This is a genomic window from Pseudomonas sp. HMWF021, assembly GCF_003061005.1.
GTDB lineage: Bacteria > Pseudomonadota > Gammaproteobacteria > Pseudomonadales > Pseudomonadaceae > Aquipseudomonas.
The window spans coordinates 40,100-56,338 of sequence record NZ_QAIK01000067.1 but is presented as its reverse complement, the minus strand read 5'-3'; the positions used below and the strand labels follow the sequence as shown (position 1 = coordinate 56,338).

At 61.5% G+C, this 16,239-nt stretch carries 14 protein-coding genes; 5 read left to right on the top strand and 9 right to left on the bottom strand.

Going from position 1 to position 16,239, the window contains the following annotated elements; genetic code table 11:
* Positions 1 to 4 precede the first annotated feature (4 nt).
* The 5 genes from DBR18_RS10060 (at position 5) to DBR18_RS10035 (ending at position 5,609) form a co-directional block, all read left to right on the top strand.
* Complete coding sequence (locus DBR18_RS10060) at positions 5 to 682, top strand: heavy metal response regulator transcription factor (RefSeq protein ID WP_007916978.1); 678 nt, start codon at positions 5 to 7, stop codon at positions 680 to 682.
* Positions 672 to 2,036 (top strand): heavy metal sensor histidine kinase, encoded by a 1,365-nt coding sequence (locus DBR18_RS10055; RefSeq protein ID WP_108590203.1) that lies wholly within the window; start codon positions 672 to 674, stop codon positions 2,034 to 2,036. Before DBR18_RS10060 ends, DBR18_RS10055 begins: the two co-directional genes overlap by 11 nt.
* Positions 2,037 to 2,227: 191 nt before the next feature.
* Positions 2,228 to 2,449 carry a hypothetical protein gene (locus tag DBR18_RS10050; RefSeq protein ID WP_108590202.1) on the top strand — a complete coding sequence of 74 codons (222 nt, stop codon included), beginning with the start codon at positions 2,228 to 2,230 and terminating at the stop codon, positions 2,447 to 2,449.
* 196 nt (positions 2,450 to 2,645) lie between these two features.
* Positions 2,646 to 3,962: an OprD family porin gene (locus DBR18_RS10045; RefSeq protein WP_108590201.1), complete on the top strand. Its 1,317-nt coding sequence runs from the start codon at positions 2,646 to 2,648 to the stop codon at positions 3,960 to 3,962.
* Between the two features lie 141 nt (positions 3,963 to 4,103).
* Positions 4,104 to 5,609: a sensor domain-containing diguanylate cyclase gene (locus DBR18_RS10035; RefSeq protein ID WP_108590200.1), complete on the top strand. Its 1,506-nt coding sequence runs from the start codon at positions 4,104 to 4,106 to the stop codon at positions 5,607 to 5,609.
* A 149-nt stretch (positions 5,610 to 5,758) separates the two neighbouring features.
* On the opposite strand, the gene lpxC is transcribed toward DBR18_RS10035, so the two are convergent.
* The 9 genes from lpxC to murD form a co-directional block, all read right to left on the bottom strand.
* Positions 5,759 to 6,670 (bottom strand): UDP-3-O-acyl-N-acetylglucosamine deacetylase, encoded by a 912-nt coding sequence (gene lpxC, locus DBR18_RS10030; RefSeq protein WP_007961638.1) that lies wholly within the window; start codon positions 6,668 to 6,670, stop codon positions 5,759 to 5,761.
* A gap of 112 nt (positions 6,671 to 6,782) precedes the next feature.
* Positions 6,783 to 7,979 carry a cell division protein FtsZ gene (ftsZ, locus tag DBR18_RS10025; protein ID WP_003228013.1) on the bottom strand — a complete coding sequence of 399 codons (1,197 nt, stop codon included), beginning with the start codon at positions 7,977 to 7,979 and terminating at the stop codon, positions 6,783 to 6,785.
* 68 nt (positions 7,980 to 8,047) lie between these two features.
* On the bottom strand, positions 8,048 to 9,307 hold the full coding sequence (gene ftsA, locus DBR18_RS10020; RefSeq protein WP_003228014.1) for a cell division protein FtsA: 1,260 nt from the start codon (positions 9,305 to 9,307) through the stop codon (positions 8,048 to 8,050).
* Positions 9,308 to 9,322: 15 nt separating this feature from the next.
* Positions 9,323 to 10,189, bottom strand: coding sequence for a cell division protein FtsQ/DivIB (locus DBR18_RS10015; protein WP_041073143.1), 867 nt, complete (start codon positions 10,187 to 10,189; stop codon positions 9,323 to 9,325).
* A gap of 4 nt (positions 10,190 to 10,193) precedes the next feature.
* Positions 10,194 to 11,168, bottom strand: coding sequence for a D-alanine--D-alanine ligase (locus DBR18_RS10010; protein ID WP_108590199.1), 975 nt, complete (start codon positions 11,166 to 11,168; stop codon positions 10,194 to 10,196).
* A complete protein-coding gene (gene murC / locus DBR18_RS10005) occupies positions 11,165 to 12,625 on the bottom strand; it encodes a UDP-N-acetylmuramate--L-alanine ligase (RefSeq protein ID WP_108590198.1) in 1,461 nt (486 codons plus the stop codon). The genes DBR18_RS10010 and murC overlap by 4 nt, the downstream gene beginning before the upstream one ends.
* Positions 12,618 to 13,688 (bottom strand): undecaprenyldiphospho-muramoylpentapeptide beta-N-acetylglucosaminyltransferase, encoded by a 1,071-nt coding sequence (gene murG, locus DBR18_RS10000; RefSeq protein WP_108590197.1) that lies wholly within the window; start codon positions 13,686 to 13,688, stop codon positions 12,618 to 12,620. The genes murC and murG overlap by 8 nt, the downstream gene beginning before the upstream one ends.
* Complete coding sequence (ftsW, locus tag DBR18_RS09995; RefSeq protein ID WP_047296416.1) at positions 13,678 to 14,895, bottom strand: putative lipid II flippase FtsW; 1,218 nt, start codon at positions 14,893 to 14,895, stop codon at positions 13,678 to 13,680. Before ftsW ends, murG begins: the two co-directional genes overlap by 11 nt.
* Complete coding sequence (gene murD / locus DBR18_RS09990) at positions 14,892 to 16,238, bottom strand: UDP-N-acetylmuramoyl-L-alanine--D-glutamate ligase (protein WP_108590196.1); 1,347 nt, start codon at positions 16,236 to 16,238, stop codon at positions 14,892 to 14,894. The genes ftsW and murD overlap by 4 nt, the downstream gene beginning before the upstream one ends.
* Position 16,239: the final 1 nt, after the last annotated feature.

Sequence of the window (16,239 nt, the reverse complement as noted above, 5' to 3'; positions counted from 1 at the left end):
GGTCATGCGCGTTCTGATTATCGAAGACGAGGAAAAAACCGCGGACTATCTGCACCGCGGTCTGACGGAACAGGGTTACACCGTGGATCTGGCCCGCGACGGCGTCGAGGGCCTGCATCTGGCGCTGGAAAGCGACTACGCGGTGATCGTCCTCGACGTCATGCTGCCGGGCCTGGACGGCTTCGGCGTATTGCGCGCATTGCGTGCGCGCAAGCAAACCCCGGTGATCATGCTCACCGCCCGCGAGCGCGTCGAAGACCGGATCAAGGGCCTGCGCGACGGCGCCGACGATTACCTCGGCAAGCCGTTTTCCTTCCTCGAACTGGTGGCCCGCCTGCAAGCGCTGACCCGGCGCAGCGGCGGCCATGAACCGGTGCAGGTGAGCATCGCCGACCTGTGGATCGACCTGATCAGCCGCAAGGCCACCCGCGCCGGCACGCGGCTGGATCTGACGGCGAAAGAGTTCTCGCTGCTCAGCGTACTGGCGCGGCGACAAGGTGAAATCCTTTCGAAAACCGCGATTGCCGAGATGGTCTGGGACATCAATTTCGACAGCGACGCCAACGTCGTCGAAGTCGCGATCAAACGTCTGCGGGCCAAGCTCGACGGACCGTTCGACGAGAAACTGCTGCACACCATCCGGGGCATGGGTTATGTGCTGGAGAGCCGCGGTGTCCAGTAACTCGATTGCCCTGCGCCTGAGCGGGATGTTCACGCTGGTGGCGCTACTGGTGTTTCTGTTGATCGGCGGCGCGTTGTATCAGCAGGTCGACAAGGGCCTGGGGCTGCTGCCGGAAGCCGAGCTGGACGCGCGTTACAGCGTGCTGGAATCGGCGCTCAACCGGTATGGCACGCCCGAGCATTGGGTGAAGATCAACGCCAAGCTCAAGCTGCTCGGCGAGGAAGACAAGCGCATCCGTTTCTGGGTGGTCAGCGGTGATCCCGGTTACGAGTATGGCGAGCCTGACGCGCGAATCCGCGCCTTCGCCAAAGGCCCGACGGGCATGCATGACCTGCAATTGCCCGAGCATCCTTATCCGCTGAAAGTACTGCTCACCGAACTGCCGGCCAAGGATCAACGCCCGCCGCTGCGCTTCATGATCGGCATCGACACCGAGACCTTTCACGAAACCCAGCACAACCTGCTGATCGCCCTGATCGGCCTGGCGATTGTCGGCGTGCTGCTGGCGTCGGCGCTGGGTTATTGGGTGGCGCGAATCGGCCTCAAGCCGCTGATCAGACTGTCCCACGAAGCCCAGCGTCTGGCGCCGCCACTGCGGGCCGGGCGCTTGCGTTTGTCACCGTTGCCGCCGGAGCTTGAACAGTTTGTCGAGTCGTTCAACTCGACACTGGAGCGGGTCGAACAGGCGTATTCGCGGCTGGAATCGTTCAACGCCGACGTCGCCCACGAACTGCGCTCGCCATTGACCAACCTGATCGGCCAGACCCAGGTCGCACTGACGCGCGGGCGCTCCGCCGAACATTATTTCGAAGTGCTGCAATCCAATCTTGAAGAACTGGAACGCCTGCGTTCGATCATCAACGACATGTTGTTTCTGGCCAGCGCCGACCAGGGCAGCAAGGCGACCAAACTCACTGAAACCTCATTGGCCGATGAGGTCGCGACCACGCTGGAGTACCTGGATTTCATCCTCGAAGATGCGCAAGTGCAGGTGCACGTCAGTGGCGATGCGCAGGTGCGGATCGAGATCGCGCATCTGCGCCGGGCATTGATCAATCTGCTGAGCAACGCCGTTCAGCACACCGAGCCGGGCAAGGTGATCGAGGTGCGCATCGAAGTTGAAGAGCATCAGGTCAGCATCGGCGTGGCCAACCCGGGATCGCCGATTGCCAGCGAGCATTTGCCACGCTTGTTCGAACGCTTCTATCGAGTCGATGCCTCGCGCAGCAACAGCGGCAATAACCATGGATTGGGGCTGGCGATCGTCAAGGCGATTGCACTGATGCATGGTGGCGATGTGTTTGTGCGCAGTGATCGGGGGATGAATACCTTCGGGATTTATTTGCCGGTTTGAAGCAGATCAAAAAATCGCAGCCTTCGGCAGCTCCTACAGGTGTTCACTTTTCCCCTGTAGGAGCTGCCGAAGGCTGCGATCTTTGCTTTTGCTGTAACAGTCATTTATGAAAATCACGCTGTTTCCCGGCGCCCGGCAACCTTATCTTTGCCCGCACCAAACAGCACTTGCCAAGCAAGAAGGTTTTCAAGATGTCCAACAGTATGGGTATTGCCAGCGCTTTCGTTTTGTCCTCATTGATCCTGTCGCCGATGGCGATGGCTGAAGAATCGCAGGCGTTCGTAGCGCAGAATGCCGCTCGCGCCCAGGCATTCCAGCAGTCTCAGGCAGAAGTGATGGTCAAGTCGCAGGACGCTTCGCAAGCCCCACAGGCCGCCACTTCCCAGGCTCAAGCGTCCGAGAAAGACAGCTGAGTCGCGCACCGCGAAACGTTTCCCTCGACGCGGTTGTTTGGCTCTTCCCGTTCAACCGTCGTCCTTGCAGGCCGCTGATTTTCAGCGGCCTTTTTTCGTTGTGGTCTGAAAGCCGTTTGGTTCGTCTGTAACAACAAGAAACATCCCGCACCTCAAGACATTGAAGTGTCAGCTGACCCAAGGAGCTCCATCGCAAGTGCGTTACCCAGTCCGCTTCTCTCCGTTGTTCATTGCAATTGCCGCAACGATTGCCCCCGCCGCCCATGCCGACGAAGCCGCCAAGCAAGGTTTCGTCGAAGGCTCGAGCCTCAACCTCAACGCCCGCAACTACTACATGAATCGTAACCGCCTGCAGCAGACGGACGACAACATCGAGTGGGGCCAGGGGTTTCTCGGGATCTTTCAGTCGGGTTACACCGAAGGCACGGTCGGTTTCGGCATCGACGCCCACGCCATGCTCGGGCTGAAGCTCGACGGCGGTGGCGGCACCGATGGCTCAAGCATCCTGCCGGTCAGCGATGGCAACGGCAAAGCGCCGGGCTCGTTCTCGACCGCGGGCGGAACGCTGAAAATGCGCGCCTTCGATACCGAACTGAAGGCCGGTGACCTGTTCCTCACCAACCCGGTGATTGCTGGCGGTGAGTCGCGCATGCTGCCGCAGACCTTCCGTGGCGTGAGCCTGACCAACCACAGTTTCGACGGCTGGATGTTCGAAGGCGGCCAGGCCAGTTTCAACAAGCCGTACAACCAGAGCGGGCACCAGCGCATCGGCACCTCTTACGGCAAACTGGCTGACGGCGACGAAAGCCGCCACCTGAACTGGGCAGGCATCTCCTGGAGCGGCGTCGAAGGCCTGACCAGCAATCTGTACGCCGCTGAGCTTAAGGACATCTGGAACCAGTACTACTACGACCTCGACTACACCTGGCAGTTGAACGATCTGGTCAGCCTCAACCCGGGTCTGCACTTCTATCACACGCAAGACACCGGCGACGCGCTGCTGGGCAACATCGACAACAACACCTACAGCCTGCATTTCACCGTCGGCATCGGCAGCCACAGCGTCACTGCCGCATACCAACGCGTGAACGGCAACACGCCGTTCGACTACATCAGCCAGGGCGACAGCGTTTACCTCGACAACTCGCAGCAGTACTCGGACTTCAACGGCCCGAACGAGCGCTCGTGGAAGCTCAAGTACGCTTATGATTTCGCCGGCATCGGCATGCCGGGCCTGACTTCGGCGGTTTCCTATTCGCGTGGCACGGTGGACCTGACCAAAGTCGACCCGGACAGCAAGGGCTACGCTTCGTGGTACAGCGCTGACGGCCGCAACGCCAAACACTGGGAGCGTGACCTCGACCTGAAATACGTGGTGCAAAGCGGCCAGGCGAAAGATCTCGCGGTACGCCTGCAATGGGCGACCAACCGTGGCGGCAACGGTTACGGCGCAATCGACACTGACACAGATGAATACCGTGTGATTGTCGACTACCCGATCAACGTCTTCTAAGATCAATCAGTTAACACTGAACTTGTAGGAGCTGCCGAAGGCTGCGATCTTTTGATCCTGATTTTTAAAAACAAGATCAAAAGATCGCAGCCTTCGGCAGCTCCTACGCTTATAAGATCCTCCCAACCAAAAGCCCCCATCATGATCGCGAGCCGTACCCCACCTGTTGCGGGCAAGACCGGACGCCCCGAATTGCTGCTGATCTGCGGCAGTTCGCTGACCGTGATCGCGATTCTGTGCATCGTCACTTTTCTGCTGATCCGTGAGCACGCCAATGCTCAGGAATCGGCCACCCGCAGTGCCACCACCATTGCGCAACTGATCGACGCCGACGTCCTGCGCACGGTCGAACTGTACGACCTGACCCTGCAAGGCCTGATCGCCGCCGCGCAGCGCGATGACTTGCGCGACGTCACGCCGCAGATCCGCCACCTGGCGCTGTTCGACCGCTCGACCACGGCGCGCTTCAAGGGCGACATCCTGCTGCTGGACAAGCATGGCGAGGTGGTCGCCGATTCATCGCGGGTCGAACCCAAGCCGGCCAATTTCGCCGATCGCGATTACTTTCTCGCCCACGCCTTCAACCGTGACATCGGCATGTTCATCAGCCGCCCGTTCAAGACCCGCTGCGATTGCGACGAAGCCAACCAGTGGCGCATCAGTTTCAGTCGGCGGATCTCCTCGGACACCGGGGAATTCGCCGGCGTAGCGGTGGCGTCAATGAAGCTCGACTACTTCGACCAACTGTTCAACAGCCTCGACATCGGCAAGGACAGCACGCTGAACATCATCAACAGCGACGGCATCCTGCTCGCGCAGAAGCCGTATCTGCAAAGCGACTCCATCGGCAAAAACTTCGGCAACCGGCCCAACGTGGTGCGGATTCTCGGCGATAAGGATGGCAAAGGCAGTTTCACCAGCGTTTCCAGCATGGACCATCAGCAGCGCCTCTATACCTATTCGCGGGTCGGTAATTTGCCGTTGACGGTAATGGTCGCGCTCTCCAGCGAGGAAGTGTTCGGCACCTGGCGGCGCACCGCGCTGTTGATCAGCGGCGCCACCGGCGTGCTCTGTGCCGGGTTGCTGTGGCTGACCTGGCTGCTCGCCCGCGAACTGCGTTTGCGCCAGCGTGCCGAACGGGAACTGGCGCAACTGGCCGCCACCGATGCGCTGACCGGCGTGGCCAACCGGCGAATGCTCGATCAATCGCTGCGCCACGAATGGTTCCGCGCCCAGCGTTCAGGCAAACCGCTGTCGGTGATGATGATCGACGCCGATCACTTCAAGGCGTTCAACGACCGTCACGGGCATCAGGCCGGTGATCAGGCGCTGCGCGAACTGGCCAGGGTGATCACGGCGAATGTGCGGCGCCCGGCGGATCTGGTCGCCCGTTACGGCGGCGAAGAGTTTTCGGTGATCCTCGCCGAAACCGACAGCAACGGTGCCGCGCAGATTGCCGAGCATATCCGCCAGGCGGTCGAGCAGATGCCGAGGGTCGAGGGCGCGGACATGGCGATGACCGTCAGTATCGGCATCAGCACTTGGACGACTGCAGTCGAGATGTCGCTTGAGCAATTGTTGTTTGCCGCAGACAAGGCGTTGTATCAGGCCAAGGAGAGCGGGCGCAATCGCGTAGTCAGTTCGTAAGAGCAAAAGATCGCAGCCTTCGGCAACTCCTACAGTTGGAATACCTTTCCCTGTAGGAACTGCCGAAGGCTGTGATCTTTTGCTTTTAACAAGGGCATAAAAAAAGGCCATCCGGGGATGGCCTTCAAAAAACTAGAGAGGTTTTTTACTTACACCGCCGCAACCGGGCGCATGTAAGAGATCGGTGCAGTGCTGGCGTCTTCGAACGTCACGACTTCCCACGCATCTGTCTGCTCAATCAACTTGCGCAGCAGCTGGTTGTTCAGTGCATGACCGGACTTGAAGCCTTTGAACTCACCAATCAGGCTGTTGCCCAGCAGGTACAGGTCGCCAATCGCATCGAGGATCTTGTGCTTCACGAATTCGTCTTCGTAGCGAAGGCCGTCTTCGTTCAGTACACCATCGGAATCCACCACGATCGCGTTTTCAACGCTGCCGCCGAGTGCGAGGTTGTGCTTGCGCAGGTACTCGATGTCACTCATGAAACCAAAGGTACGGGCGCGGCTGACTTCTTTTACGAACGAAGTGCTGGAAAAATCCACGCTTGCACTTTGGGTGCGGTCCCGGAAAACCGGGTGATCGAAGTCGATCTCGAAGCTCACCTTGAACCCTTCGAAAGGCACGAAAGTAGCGCGCTTGTCGCCGTCTTCCACTGTCACTTCACGCAGGATGCGGATGAATTTCTTGGCGGCGTCCTGTTCTTCCAGGCCTGCCGATTGAATCAGGAATACGAACGGTCCAGCGCTGCCATCCATGATCGGGACTTCGGACGCGGAGAGCTCGACGTAGGCGTTATCGATGCCCAGGCCAGCCATGGCCGAGAGCAAGTGCTCTACCGTGTCCACTTTGACGTCGCCGTTGATCAGCGTCGTCGACATAGTGGTTTCGCCGACGTTTTCCGCGCGGGCAGGGATCTGCACCACAGGGTCGAGGTCAGCGCGACAAAACACAATGCCAGTGTCGACAGGCGCAGGCTTGAGGGTCAGGTAGACCTTCTCCCCGGAGTGCAGGCCTACACCTGTGGCACGGATAATATTTTTCAGTGTGCGTTGTTTAATCATGGCTTGGGCCGCTTCAGCGCAAATTGCGAACTGGTATCAACAAAGGCTGGCGATAATAGCAGACCGAGCCTTTGCTGAACACCAATCACCGTCATAGCCCTGATACATTCCATCAATCGGCCTGACGACGCAGGAATGCCGGGATGTCCAGGTAGTCCAGATCGTCCTGCGGGTTCATCTTCGCGGCAGTCGCAGCACCGGCCTGAGCCTGGTTGCGCATGACGGTCGGACGGTCCAGGTCACGGTAGTTCACCGCCGGAGCTTCCTGACGCGCAGGAGCCGGTTGTTGCACCTGAGCAGAGGCCATGGAGGTGTGAACGGTGTTGTCGATGACCTTCACAGGCTTCTCGATTTTCGCGCCCAGACCGGTGGCAACCACGGTGACGTGCAGTTCGTCGCGCATGTCCGGATCGATTACCGTACCGACCTTGACCATTGCGTGCTCGGAAGCGAAGGCTTCGATGATGCTACCCACGTCGGAGTACTCACCCAGGGACAGGTCAGGACCGGCGGTGATGTTCACCAGGATGCCGCGTGCGCCTTGCAGGTTCACGTCTTCCAGCAGCGGGTTGCGGATGGCCGCTTCGGTCGCTTCACGTGCACGGTTCGGACCGCTGGCGCAGCCAGTGCCCATCATCGCCATGCCCATTTCGCTCATCACGGTACGCACGTCGGCGAAGTCGACGTTGATCATGCCCGGACGCTTGATGATGTCGGAGATACCGCGCACGGCACCGGCCAGTACATCGTCAGCCTTGGCGAAAGCCGACAAGAGGCTTGCGTCTTTACCGAGGATGGTCAGCAGCTTCTCGTTAGGGATGGTGATCAACGAGTCGACGCTTTCGGAGAGCATGCGGATGCCTTCGTCGGCGATCTGCATACGCTTGCGGCCTTCGAACGGGAACGGACGGGTCACGACCGCAACGGTCAGGATGCCCATTTCCTTGGCCACTTCGGCGATGATCGGCGCAGCACCGGTACCGGTACCACCGCCCATGCCGGTGGTGATGAACACCATGTTGGTGCCGGCCAGCACTTCAGCGATGCGCTCGCGATCTTCCAGCGCAGCCTGACGGCCGACTTCCGGGTTGGCGCCGGCGCCCAGGCCTTTGGTCACACCGGTGCCCAGTTGCAGGATGGTGCGCGCGCCGATGTTTTTCAGCGCTTGAGCATCGGTGTTGGCGCAGATGAATTCAACGCCTTCAATGTTGCTCTTGACCATGTGGTTGACAGCGTTGCCGCCGCCACCGCCAACACCGATAACTTTGATTACCGGGCTTGCGGGGATGTTGTCTACGAGTTCGAACATTTTCCCTCTCCTTACATTCTCTAGTTTTTTCGCCTACTGCATTTTTGTTGCGGTGTTGCGGTAAAGCGTCAGAAGTTGCCTTGAACCCACTTCTTCAATCGGTCCAGCAACGGCGCCTGTGGTTCATCGTTGCTGTAGCTGTCGCGGCTGCCGATGCCCGAGAACGAGATCCCGTCGGACTGCTTCTGCAGGCCGTACATCAACAAGCCAACGCCAGTGGAATAAATCGGGTTGCGCACCACGTCGTCCAGGCCCTTGACGCCATGCGGCACGCCCAGGCGCACCGGCATGTGGAAGATTTCTTCGGCCAGTTCGGTGGCGCCTTCCATCTTCGACGTGCCGCCAGTCAGGACGATGCCCGCCGGGATCAGGTCTTCGTAGCCGCTGCGACGCAGCTCGGCCTGGATCAGGGTGAACAGTTCGTCGTAACGCGGCTCGACCACTTCGGCCAGGGCCTGACGCGACAGTTCGCGCGGTGGACGGTCGCCAACGCTCGGCACCTTGATGGTTTCACCGGCACCGGCCAGTTTGGCCAGGGCGCAGGCGTAGCGGATCTTGATCTCTTCGGCGTACTGGGTCGGGGTGCGCAACGCCATGGCGATGTCGTTGGTCACCTGATCGCCGGCAATCGGGATCACCGCGGTGTGGCGGATTGCGCCCTCGGTGAAGATCGCGATGTCGGTGGTGCCGCCGCCGATGTCGACCAGGCACACGCCCAGCTCTTTTTCGTCGTCGGTCAGTACCGAATAGGCCGAGGCCAGTTGCTCGAGAATGATGTCGTCGATTTCCAGACCGCAGCGACGCACGCATTTTTCAATGTTCTGGGCGGCGTTGACGGCGCAGGTGACCACGTGAACCTTGGCTTCCAGACGGACGCCGGACATGCCCAGAGGCTCGCGGACGCCTTCCTGGTTATCGATCACGTAATCCTGCGGCAGGGTGTGCAGCACGCGCTGGTCAGCCGGGATCGCCACGGCCTGGGCGGCGTCGAGGACGCGCTCCAGATCAGCCGAACTCACTTCGCGGTCACGAATCGCGACGATGCCGTGAGAGTTCAGGCTGCGGATGTGATTGCCGGCCACGCCGACGAACGCCGAGTGAATGCGGCAGCCCGCCATCAGTTGGGCTTCTTCGATCGCGCGCTGGATCGATTGCACGGTGGATTCGATGTTCACCACCACGCCCTTCTTCAGGCCGCGGGACGGGTGAGTACCGATACCGACGATTTCCAGCGTGCCGTCGTCCGCGACCTCGCCTACCAGCGCCACCACCTTGGAGGTGCCGATATCCAGACCGACGATCATTTTGCCGCTTTGCACGTTTGCCATGGGTCCTGCCTCTTCTTAATTCTTTGCGACAGCGGGTTGGGCTGTCGTCGGCGCTACTGGTTCCCGCCAGCCAACAGCGAGGCCGTTGGCGTAGCGCAGATCGATGCGCGCAATGTTCGTAATCTGGTCTTTAAGCGTCTTGTCATAGATGGCAATGAAGCGGCGCATCTTTTCCACCAGGTTGCCGCGTCCCAGCAGCAACTCGATGCCGGGGCCGGAGCTGCCGGCACCGGTGGTCAGGAACCAGCTGCCACGTTCACGCAGTTCCAGGCGCGCGATCGAGAAGCCCAGCGGCCGGAGCATCTGGCTCAGCACCTGATACTGCTGCATCACTTGCTGCTGGGCCCGTTGTGGGCCGAACAGCTGTGGCAGGTGTTCGTAGTTCGCCAACTCCTTGGGCGTAAACGCCTGGCCCTGGTTGTTGAGCAGCGACTCGTCGCCCCAACGGGCCACGGGCAGTTGCTCTTCGAGGCGGATCACCACCTGATCCGGCCATACCCGACGTACTTCGGCGTGGGCAATCCAGGGCATCTGTTCGAGTTCGGTGCGCATCCCGGCCAGGTCGATGGTGAAGAAGCTCGACGCCACGTACGGGGCGATTCGCTGCTGCACCGCTTGCTGGCTGATGTAGCTCAGGTCGCCCTGCACGGCGATCTTGGTGATCGGCCGGTCGGCGTACGGCAGCAAACGCTGCGCGCCTTCGTAAGTACCGAACCCGAGCGCCACCAGCAGCACCGGCCAGAACAGGCTTTTGAGAAAGCCGAAATTGGCTTTCGGCAGGCGCGCAGACATCGGCTCTTTGGCCACCATTCGGCTGGCACCCCGCGGCACCGGCTTGCGGCCGGGTGCGGGTGGCTGATGTCTGAGCTGAGCGCCTTGCATGGTCTTAACCTCGCGCCTCTGTATGACCGGAGCCTTCAACACTGGCGGCCAGAATGGCCAGAACCAGTTGCTGGAAGTCCAGACCGGCAGCACGGGCCGCCATCGGCACCAGGCTGTGATCGGTCATGCCCGGTGCGGTGTTCACTTCCAGGAACCAGAACTGCCCCTCGGCGTCCTGCATCACGTCCGCCCTGCCCCAACCGGCAATCCCCAGCGCCTCACAGGCCTTGGCCGTGAGATCCATGAGTTCCTGTTCCTTGGCGGCATCCAGCCCGCACGGAATGCGGTACTGGGTATCGTTGGCGATGTACTTGGCGTCGTAGTCGTAGAACGTGTGCGGTGTACCCAGGGCGATAGGAGGCAACACCTGGTCACGCAGGGTGGCGATGGTGAACTCCGGACCTTGAATCCATTGCTCCACCAAGACTTGCGAATCGTAGGTACTGGCCGCTTTCCATGCGTCGATCAACTCGGACGCAGAACTCACTTTGGCCATCCCGATACTTGAACCTTCATGCGCCGGTTTGACGATCAAAGGGAAGCCCAGTTCCGTCGCCGCCGAAATACAATCGGCTTCGCTGCACAGCACGGCGTGACGCGGCGTCGGAATCCCGAGGCTGTGCCAGACCTGCTTGGTGCGCAGCTTGTCCATCGCCAGTGCCGAAGCGAGGATGCCGCTGCCAGTGTAAGGAATGCCGGCGCATTCGAGCAGGCCCTGCATCGAGCCGTCTTCACCGCCACGACCGTGGAGAATGATGAACGCGCGGTCGATCTTTTCGTTCAGCAGACGCTGCAGAAAATCCTCGCCGACGTCGATCCCGAACGCGTCCACGCCCGCGCTTTGCAGCGCGTCGAGCACGGCGTTACCGGATTTCAGCGAAACCTCACGCTCGGCACTCATGCCACCGAACAGCACGGCGACACGGCCGAAGTCTTTCGGCGCGATGGTGGAGAACAGCTTGGCGTAGGCAGCAGTCATTTCAACTTCCCCTCGACCGACGCGGCCACGGCGCCGGCGAACAATTCACTTTTCAACAGCTTCGGCGCGAGACCGCCGATATCCCCTGCGCCCTGGCACAGCAGGATGTCGCCGGCACGCAGCAGCGGCTTGACCAGCGGTGCGAGGTCGACACCACGCTCGATGTAGATCGGGTCGAGCTGTCCGCGCTGACGGATGCTGTTGCACAGCTTGCGACTGTCCGCGCCCGGGATCGGCTCTTCGCCGGCCGGATAGACTTCCATCAGCAGCAGCACGTTGGCGTCGGCCAGTACATTGACGAAGTCGTCGTACAGGTCGCGGGTGCGGCTGTAACGGTGCGGCTGGTAGACCATCACCAGACGGCGCTCCGGCCAGCCACCGCGCACGGCTTTGATCACGGCGGCGACTTCGGTCGGGTGGTGCCCGTAGTCGTCGACCAGCATCACGTTGCCGCCGTCCACCGGCAGTTCGCCGTAGACCTGGAAGCGTCGGCCGACACCCTGGAACCCGGACAGGCCCTGAACGATGGCTTCGTCGCTGACGCCTTCGTCGCTGGCGATGCAGATGGTCGCCAACGAGTTGAGCACGTTGTGGTTGCCCGGCATGTTCACCGATACGTCCAGCGGCTCGCGATCCGGGCGCAGCACGGTGAAGAAGGTCTGCATGCCTTGTTGACGCACATTGATGGCGCGCACGTCAGCGTCTTCGCTGAAGCCGTAGGTCACGGTCGGACGTTTGACCAGCGGCAGGATTTCACGCACCACCGGATCGTCCAGGCACATCACCGCCAAACCGTAGAACGGCAGGTTGTGCAGGAACTCGACGAAGGTTTTCTTCAGTTTGTTGAAGTCACCGTCGTAGGTCGCCATGTGGTCGGCGTCGATGTTGGTGACCACGGCTACCAGCGGTTGCAGGTGCAGGAAACTGGCGTCACTTTCGTCGGCTTCGGCGATCAGGTAGCGGCTGGTGCCGAGCTGGGCATTGGTGCCCGCGGCATTCAGACGACCACCGATCACGAAGGTCGGGTCCAGGCCACCGGCGGCGAACACCGAAGCGATCAGGCTGGTGGTGGTGGTTTTGCCGTGAGTACCGGCGACGGCGATGCCGTGGCGATAGCGCATCAGCTCGGCGAGCATTTCGGCACGCGGCACTACCGGGATGCGGCGCTCAAGGGCGGTCGCCACTTCCGGGTTGGAGGTGTTGACGGCGCTCGAGACCACCAGCACATCGGCGGCAGCGGCGTTCTCGGCGCGGTGGCCGATAAAGATGTGCGCGCCGAACGATTCCAGACGCTCGGTCACCGGCGAGGCTTTCAGGTCGGAACCGGACACTTCATAGCCCAGGTTCAGCAACACTTCAGCGATACCGCACATGCCCACGCCGCCGATACCGACGAAGTGGATGCGACGGATGCGGCGCATTTCCGGTTGTGGCATGGCTTTCTGATTCTCAACCATGGGCCACCTCCAGGCAGGTATCGACCACGCTACGGGTGGCATCGGGTTTGGCCAAACGGCGGGCCGCTTGGGCCATTTCTTCGAGTCGTTGCGGTTGCATCAAGACCTCTGTCAGGCGCGCGGCAAGGTCCGCGGCACCAGTCGTTCTTTGCGGCATCAGGAAGGCTGCGCCTTCACGGGCCAAATAATCGGCGTTGCGGGTCTGGTGATCGTCGATTGCGTGGGGCAAAGGCACCAGCATCGAGGGCAGACCAACGGCAGCCAGCTCACTGATGGTCAGCGCGCCAGCGCGGCACACCACCAGGTCAGCCCAGCCATAGGCCTGGGCCATGTCTTTGATAAAGGGCTGCACCTGCGCGTCCACGCCGGCGGCGCGATAGCGCTCTGCAGTCACTTCATCGTGGTTTTTGCCGGCCTGATGAAACACTTCCGGACGCAAGTCGGCAGGGACTTGCGCCAGAGCTTCAGGCAGCAACTTGTTCAACGGTTCTGCGCCAAGGCTTCCGCCGAGGATCAGCAAACGCGCTTTGCGGCCGGCCAGAGCCGGTCGCGATGTTTCGAGGAACAGCTCACTGCGCACAGGGTTTCCGGTGGTACGGCGGGTGTCCGACAGAGTAAAGGTGTCGGGGAACGCTTCACACACTCGGGCGGCGAACGGCACCAGCAACCGATTGGCGGTGCCGGCCACGGCGTTCTGCTCGTGAACGATCACCGGCACACCGGCCAGTTTCGCAGCGATTCCGCCAGGGCCGGTCACATAACCACCGAAGCCGACCACGCAGACTGGACGCAGCTTGCGAATCACCGCTCGCGCCTGCCACACCGACTTGAGCAGCATGAACGGAGCCTTGAGCAGCGACAGCTTGCCCTTGCCACGCAACCCCGTGGCATTGATGCGGTGCAGTTCAAGACCGGCAGCTGGCACCAGATCGTTTTCGATCCCGCGCGGCGTGCCGAGCCAGTGCACGGTGTAGCCGCGTGCCTGGAACTCGCGGGCACAGGACAGCGCCGGGAACACGTGGCCGCCAGTGCCGCCGGCCATGATCAATACGTTAGCGCCCATGGTTCGGCTCCTCGGCGAAGTCGCTCTCATGGAATTCCATCTCTTCACTGCCCAGGTGGGTCCGACTCTCCCACTCGATCCTCAGCAACAAGCCGAGGCAGGCGCAGCAGATCACCAGGGAACTGCCGCCATAACTGAGGAACGGCAGGGTCAGGCCCTTGGTCGGCAGCAGGCCGACGTTCACGCCGATGTTGATCAGGAACTGGCCGATCCACAGGAACGACAGACCGTAAGCCACATAAGCGGCGAAGAACTGCTTGGCTTTCTCCGCCCACAGACCGATGTACATGCCGCGAATACACACGAAGACGAACAGCGCCACGGTGCACAGCGAACCGACCGCGCCCAGCTCTTCGGCCAGGACCGAGAACACGAAGTCGGTGTGCGCTTCCGGCAGGTAGAACTGTTTCTGCACGCTGTTGCCCAGGCCGACGCCCAGCCACTCACCGCGACCGAAAGCGATCAATGCCTGCGACAACTGGTAACCGGCGCCGAACTGGTCGGCCCACGGGTCGGCGAAGTTGGTCAGACGCGCCATTCGATAAGGCTGCATCTGGATCAGCAAGACCACGGCCCCGACTGCCAGCACCACCATCAGCGAGAAGCGGAACAACCCGACCCCGCCGAGGAACAGCATCGCCGCAGCGGCACCCATCATTACGACGGTGGCACCGAAGTCCGGCTCCATCAGCAACAGGCCGGCCATCGGCAACAGCACGATGAACGGCTTGAAGAAGCCCATCCAGCTCTCGCGCACTTCTTTCTGCCGACGTACCAGATACCCGGCGAGGTAGATCACCACAAACACCTTGGCGATCTCCGACGGCTGCACGTTGAAGAAGCTGAAACCGATCCAGCGCATCGAACCGTTCACTTCACGGCCGATCCCCGGGACGATCACCATCACCAGCAGACCGAATGCGCCGATCAGCATCATCCAGCCCAGACGCTGCCAGGTGGCGATCGGAATCATCATGGTGACGATGCAGGCACCCAGGCCCAGCGCCACGTAGATCAGGTGGCGAATCATGTAATACAGCGCGCTGCCCGATTGTGCCGCCGCCACTTCGGTGGAGGCCGAGGCGATCATGATCAGGCCAAGGCCCAGCAACGCCAGGCAACCGGCAAGCATCGGGAAGTCGAGGTCGATGCCACGGCCGGTGATGATCGGCGACGGGTACGGCTTGATGATATTGCGCAGGCTCATGCCAGATCCTCCACAGCGCGGACGAACTGGTGACCACGGTCTTCGTAATTCTTGAACATGTCGAAACTGGCGCAGGCCGGCGACAGCAGCACCACGTCACCCGGCTGGGCGACTGCGCGGCACTGCTCGACGGCTTCGACCAGCGAGGTGGCGCGAATCAGCGGCACGGCATCGCCGATGGCGGCGCCGATCTTGTCGGAGTCGCGGCCCATCAGGATCACGGCGCGGCAGTTGGCCGCCACCGGATCACGCAGATCCTTGAACTCGGCGCCTTTACCGTCGCCACCGGCGATCAGCACGACCTTGCCGTCGATGTCCGCGCCGAGGCCTTCGATGGCGGCCAGAGCGGCGCCGACGTTGGTGGCTTTGGAATCGTTGTAGTAACCGACGCCGTCGAGATCCCGCAGCCACTGGCAGCGATGTTCGAGACCGGCGAAATTGCGCAGGGCATCGAGCATGGCGTCGAACGGCAGGCCGACCGCATGCCCCAGCGCCAGCGCCGCAAGGGCGTTGGCCTGGTTATGCGCGCCGCGCACTTTCAGTTCGCGCACCGGCATCAGGTTCTGGAATTCGAAGGCCAGGTATTTCTCGCCATCTTCTTCGCGCAGTCCGAACGCCTTGAAATCCGGTTTGTTCAGGCCGAAGGTCCAGCACGGCTGGCCCTCGCCGATCAGCGGACGGCTGAGTGCATCCTGCCGATTGACCACGACCTGCTTCGCCCCACGGAAGATCCGGTGCTTGGCCAGGTGGTACGCCGGCAGGCCGCTGTAGCGGTCCATGTGGTCTTCGCTGATGTTCAGCACGGTGGCCACTTCGGCGTTGAGCTGGTCGGTGGTTTCCAGCTGAAAGCTCGACAGCTCCATCACGTACAGCTCGACGTCATCGCTGAGCAATTCCAGCGCCGGCGTGCCGAGGTTACCGCCCACTGCGACGCGTTTGCCGGCCGCAGCCGCCATCTCGCCGACCAGGGTGGTGACGGTGCTTTTCGCGTTGGAGCCGGTGATGGCCACGATCGGCGCCCGCGCGTTACGCGCGAACAGCTCGATGTCGCCGGCCATTTTCACGCCACGGGCGGCAGCGGCTTGCAGGGCCGGGGTCGCCAGCGCCAGGCCGGGGCTCACGTAGAGCTCGTCGGCACGGCACAGGAACTCGACGTCCAGCTCGCCACAACGCACTTCCACGTGCGGATAGTCACGCTTGAGCGTGGCCAGTTCCGGTGGATTGTCCCGCGTATCGGCGACGGCAAACGACACGCCCCGGTTCGCCAGGAAGCGAACCAGGGACATGCCGCTCTTGCCGAGGCCGACAACGATGCGGAAGTGGTCAGAAGCGATCAGAGACACT

Bases quoted from the DNA above. Each gene is read 5' to 3' on its own strand.
- DBR18_RS10060 (WP_007916978.1), top strand. From the start codon at position 5: ATGCGCGTTCTGATTATCGAAGACGAGGAAAAAACCGCGGACTATCTG.
- DBR18_RS10050 (WP_108590202.1), top strand. From the start codon at position 2,228: ATGTCCAACAGTATGGGTATTGCCAGCGCTTTCGTTTTGTCCTCATTG.
- DBR18_RS10035 (WP_108590200.1), top strand. From the start codon at position 4,104: ATGATCGCGAGCCGTACCCCACCTGTTGCGGGCAAGACCGGACGCCCC.
- lpxC (WP_007961638.1), bottom strand. From the start codon at position 6,670: ATGATTAAACAACGCACACTGAAAAATATTATCCGTGCCACAGGTGTA.
- ftsZ (WP_003228013.1), bottom strand. From the start codon at position 7,979: ATGTTCGAACTCGTAGACAACATCCCCGCAAGCCCGGTAATCAAAGTT.
- ftsA (WP_003228014.1), bottom strand. From the start codon at position 9,307: ATGGCAAACGTGCAAAGCGGCAAAATGATCGTCGGTCTGGATATCGGC.
- DBR18_RS10015 (WP_041073143.1), bottom strand. From the start codon at position 10,189: ATGCAAGGCGCTCAGCTCAGACATCAGCCACCCGCACCCGGCCGCAAG.
- DBR18_RS10010 (WP_108590199.1), bottom strand. From the start codon at position 11,168: ATGACTGCTGCCTACGCCAAGCTGTTCTCCACCATCGCGCCGAAAGAC.
- murC (WP_108590198.1), bottom strand. From the start codon at position 12,625: ATGGTTGAGAATCAGAAAGCCATGCCACAACCGGAAATGCGCCGCATC.
- murG (WP_108590197.1), bottom strand. From the start codon at position 13,688: ATGGGCGCTAACGTATTGATCATGGCCGGCGGCACTGGCGGCCACGTG.
- ftsW (WP_047296416.1), bottom strand. From the start codon at position 14,895: ATGAGCCTGCGCAATATCATCAAGCCGTACCCGTCGCCGATCATCACC.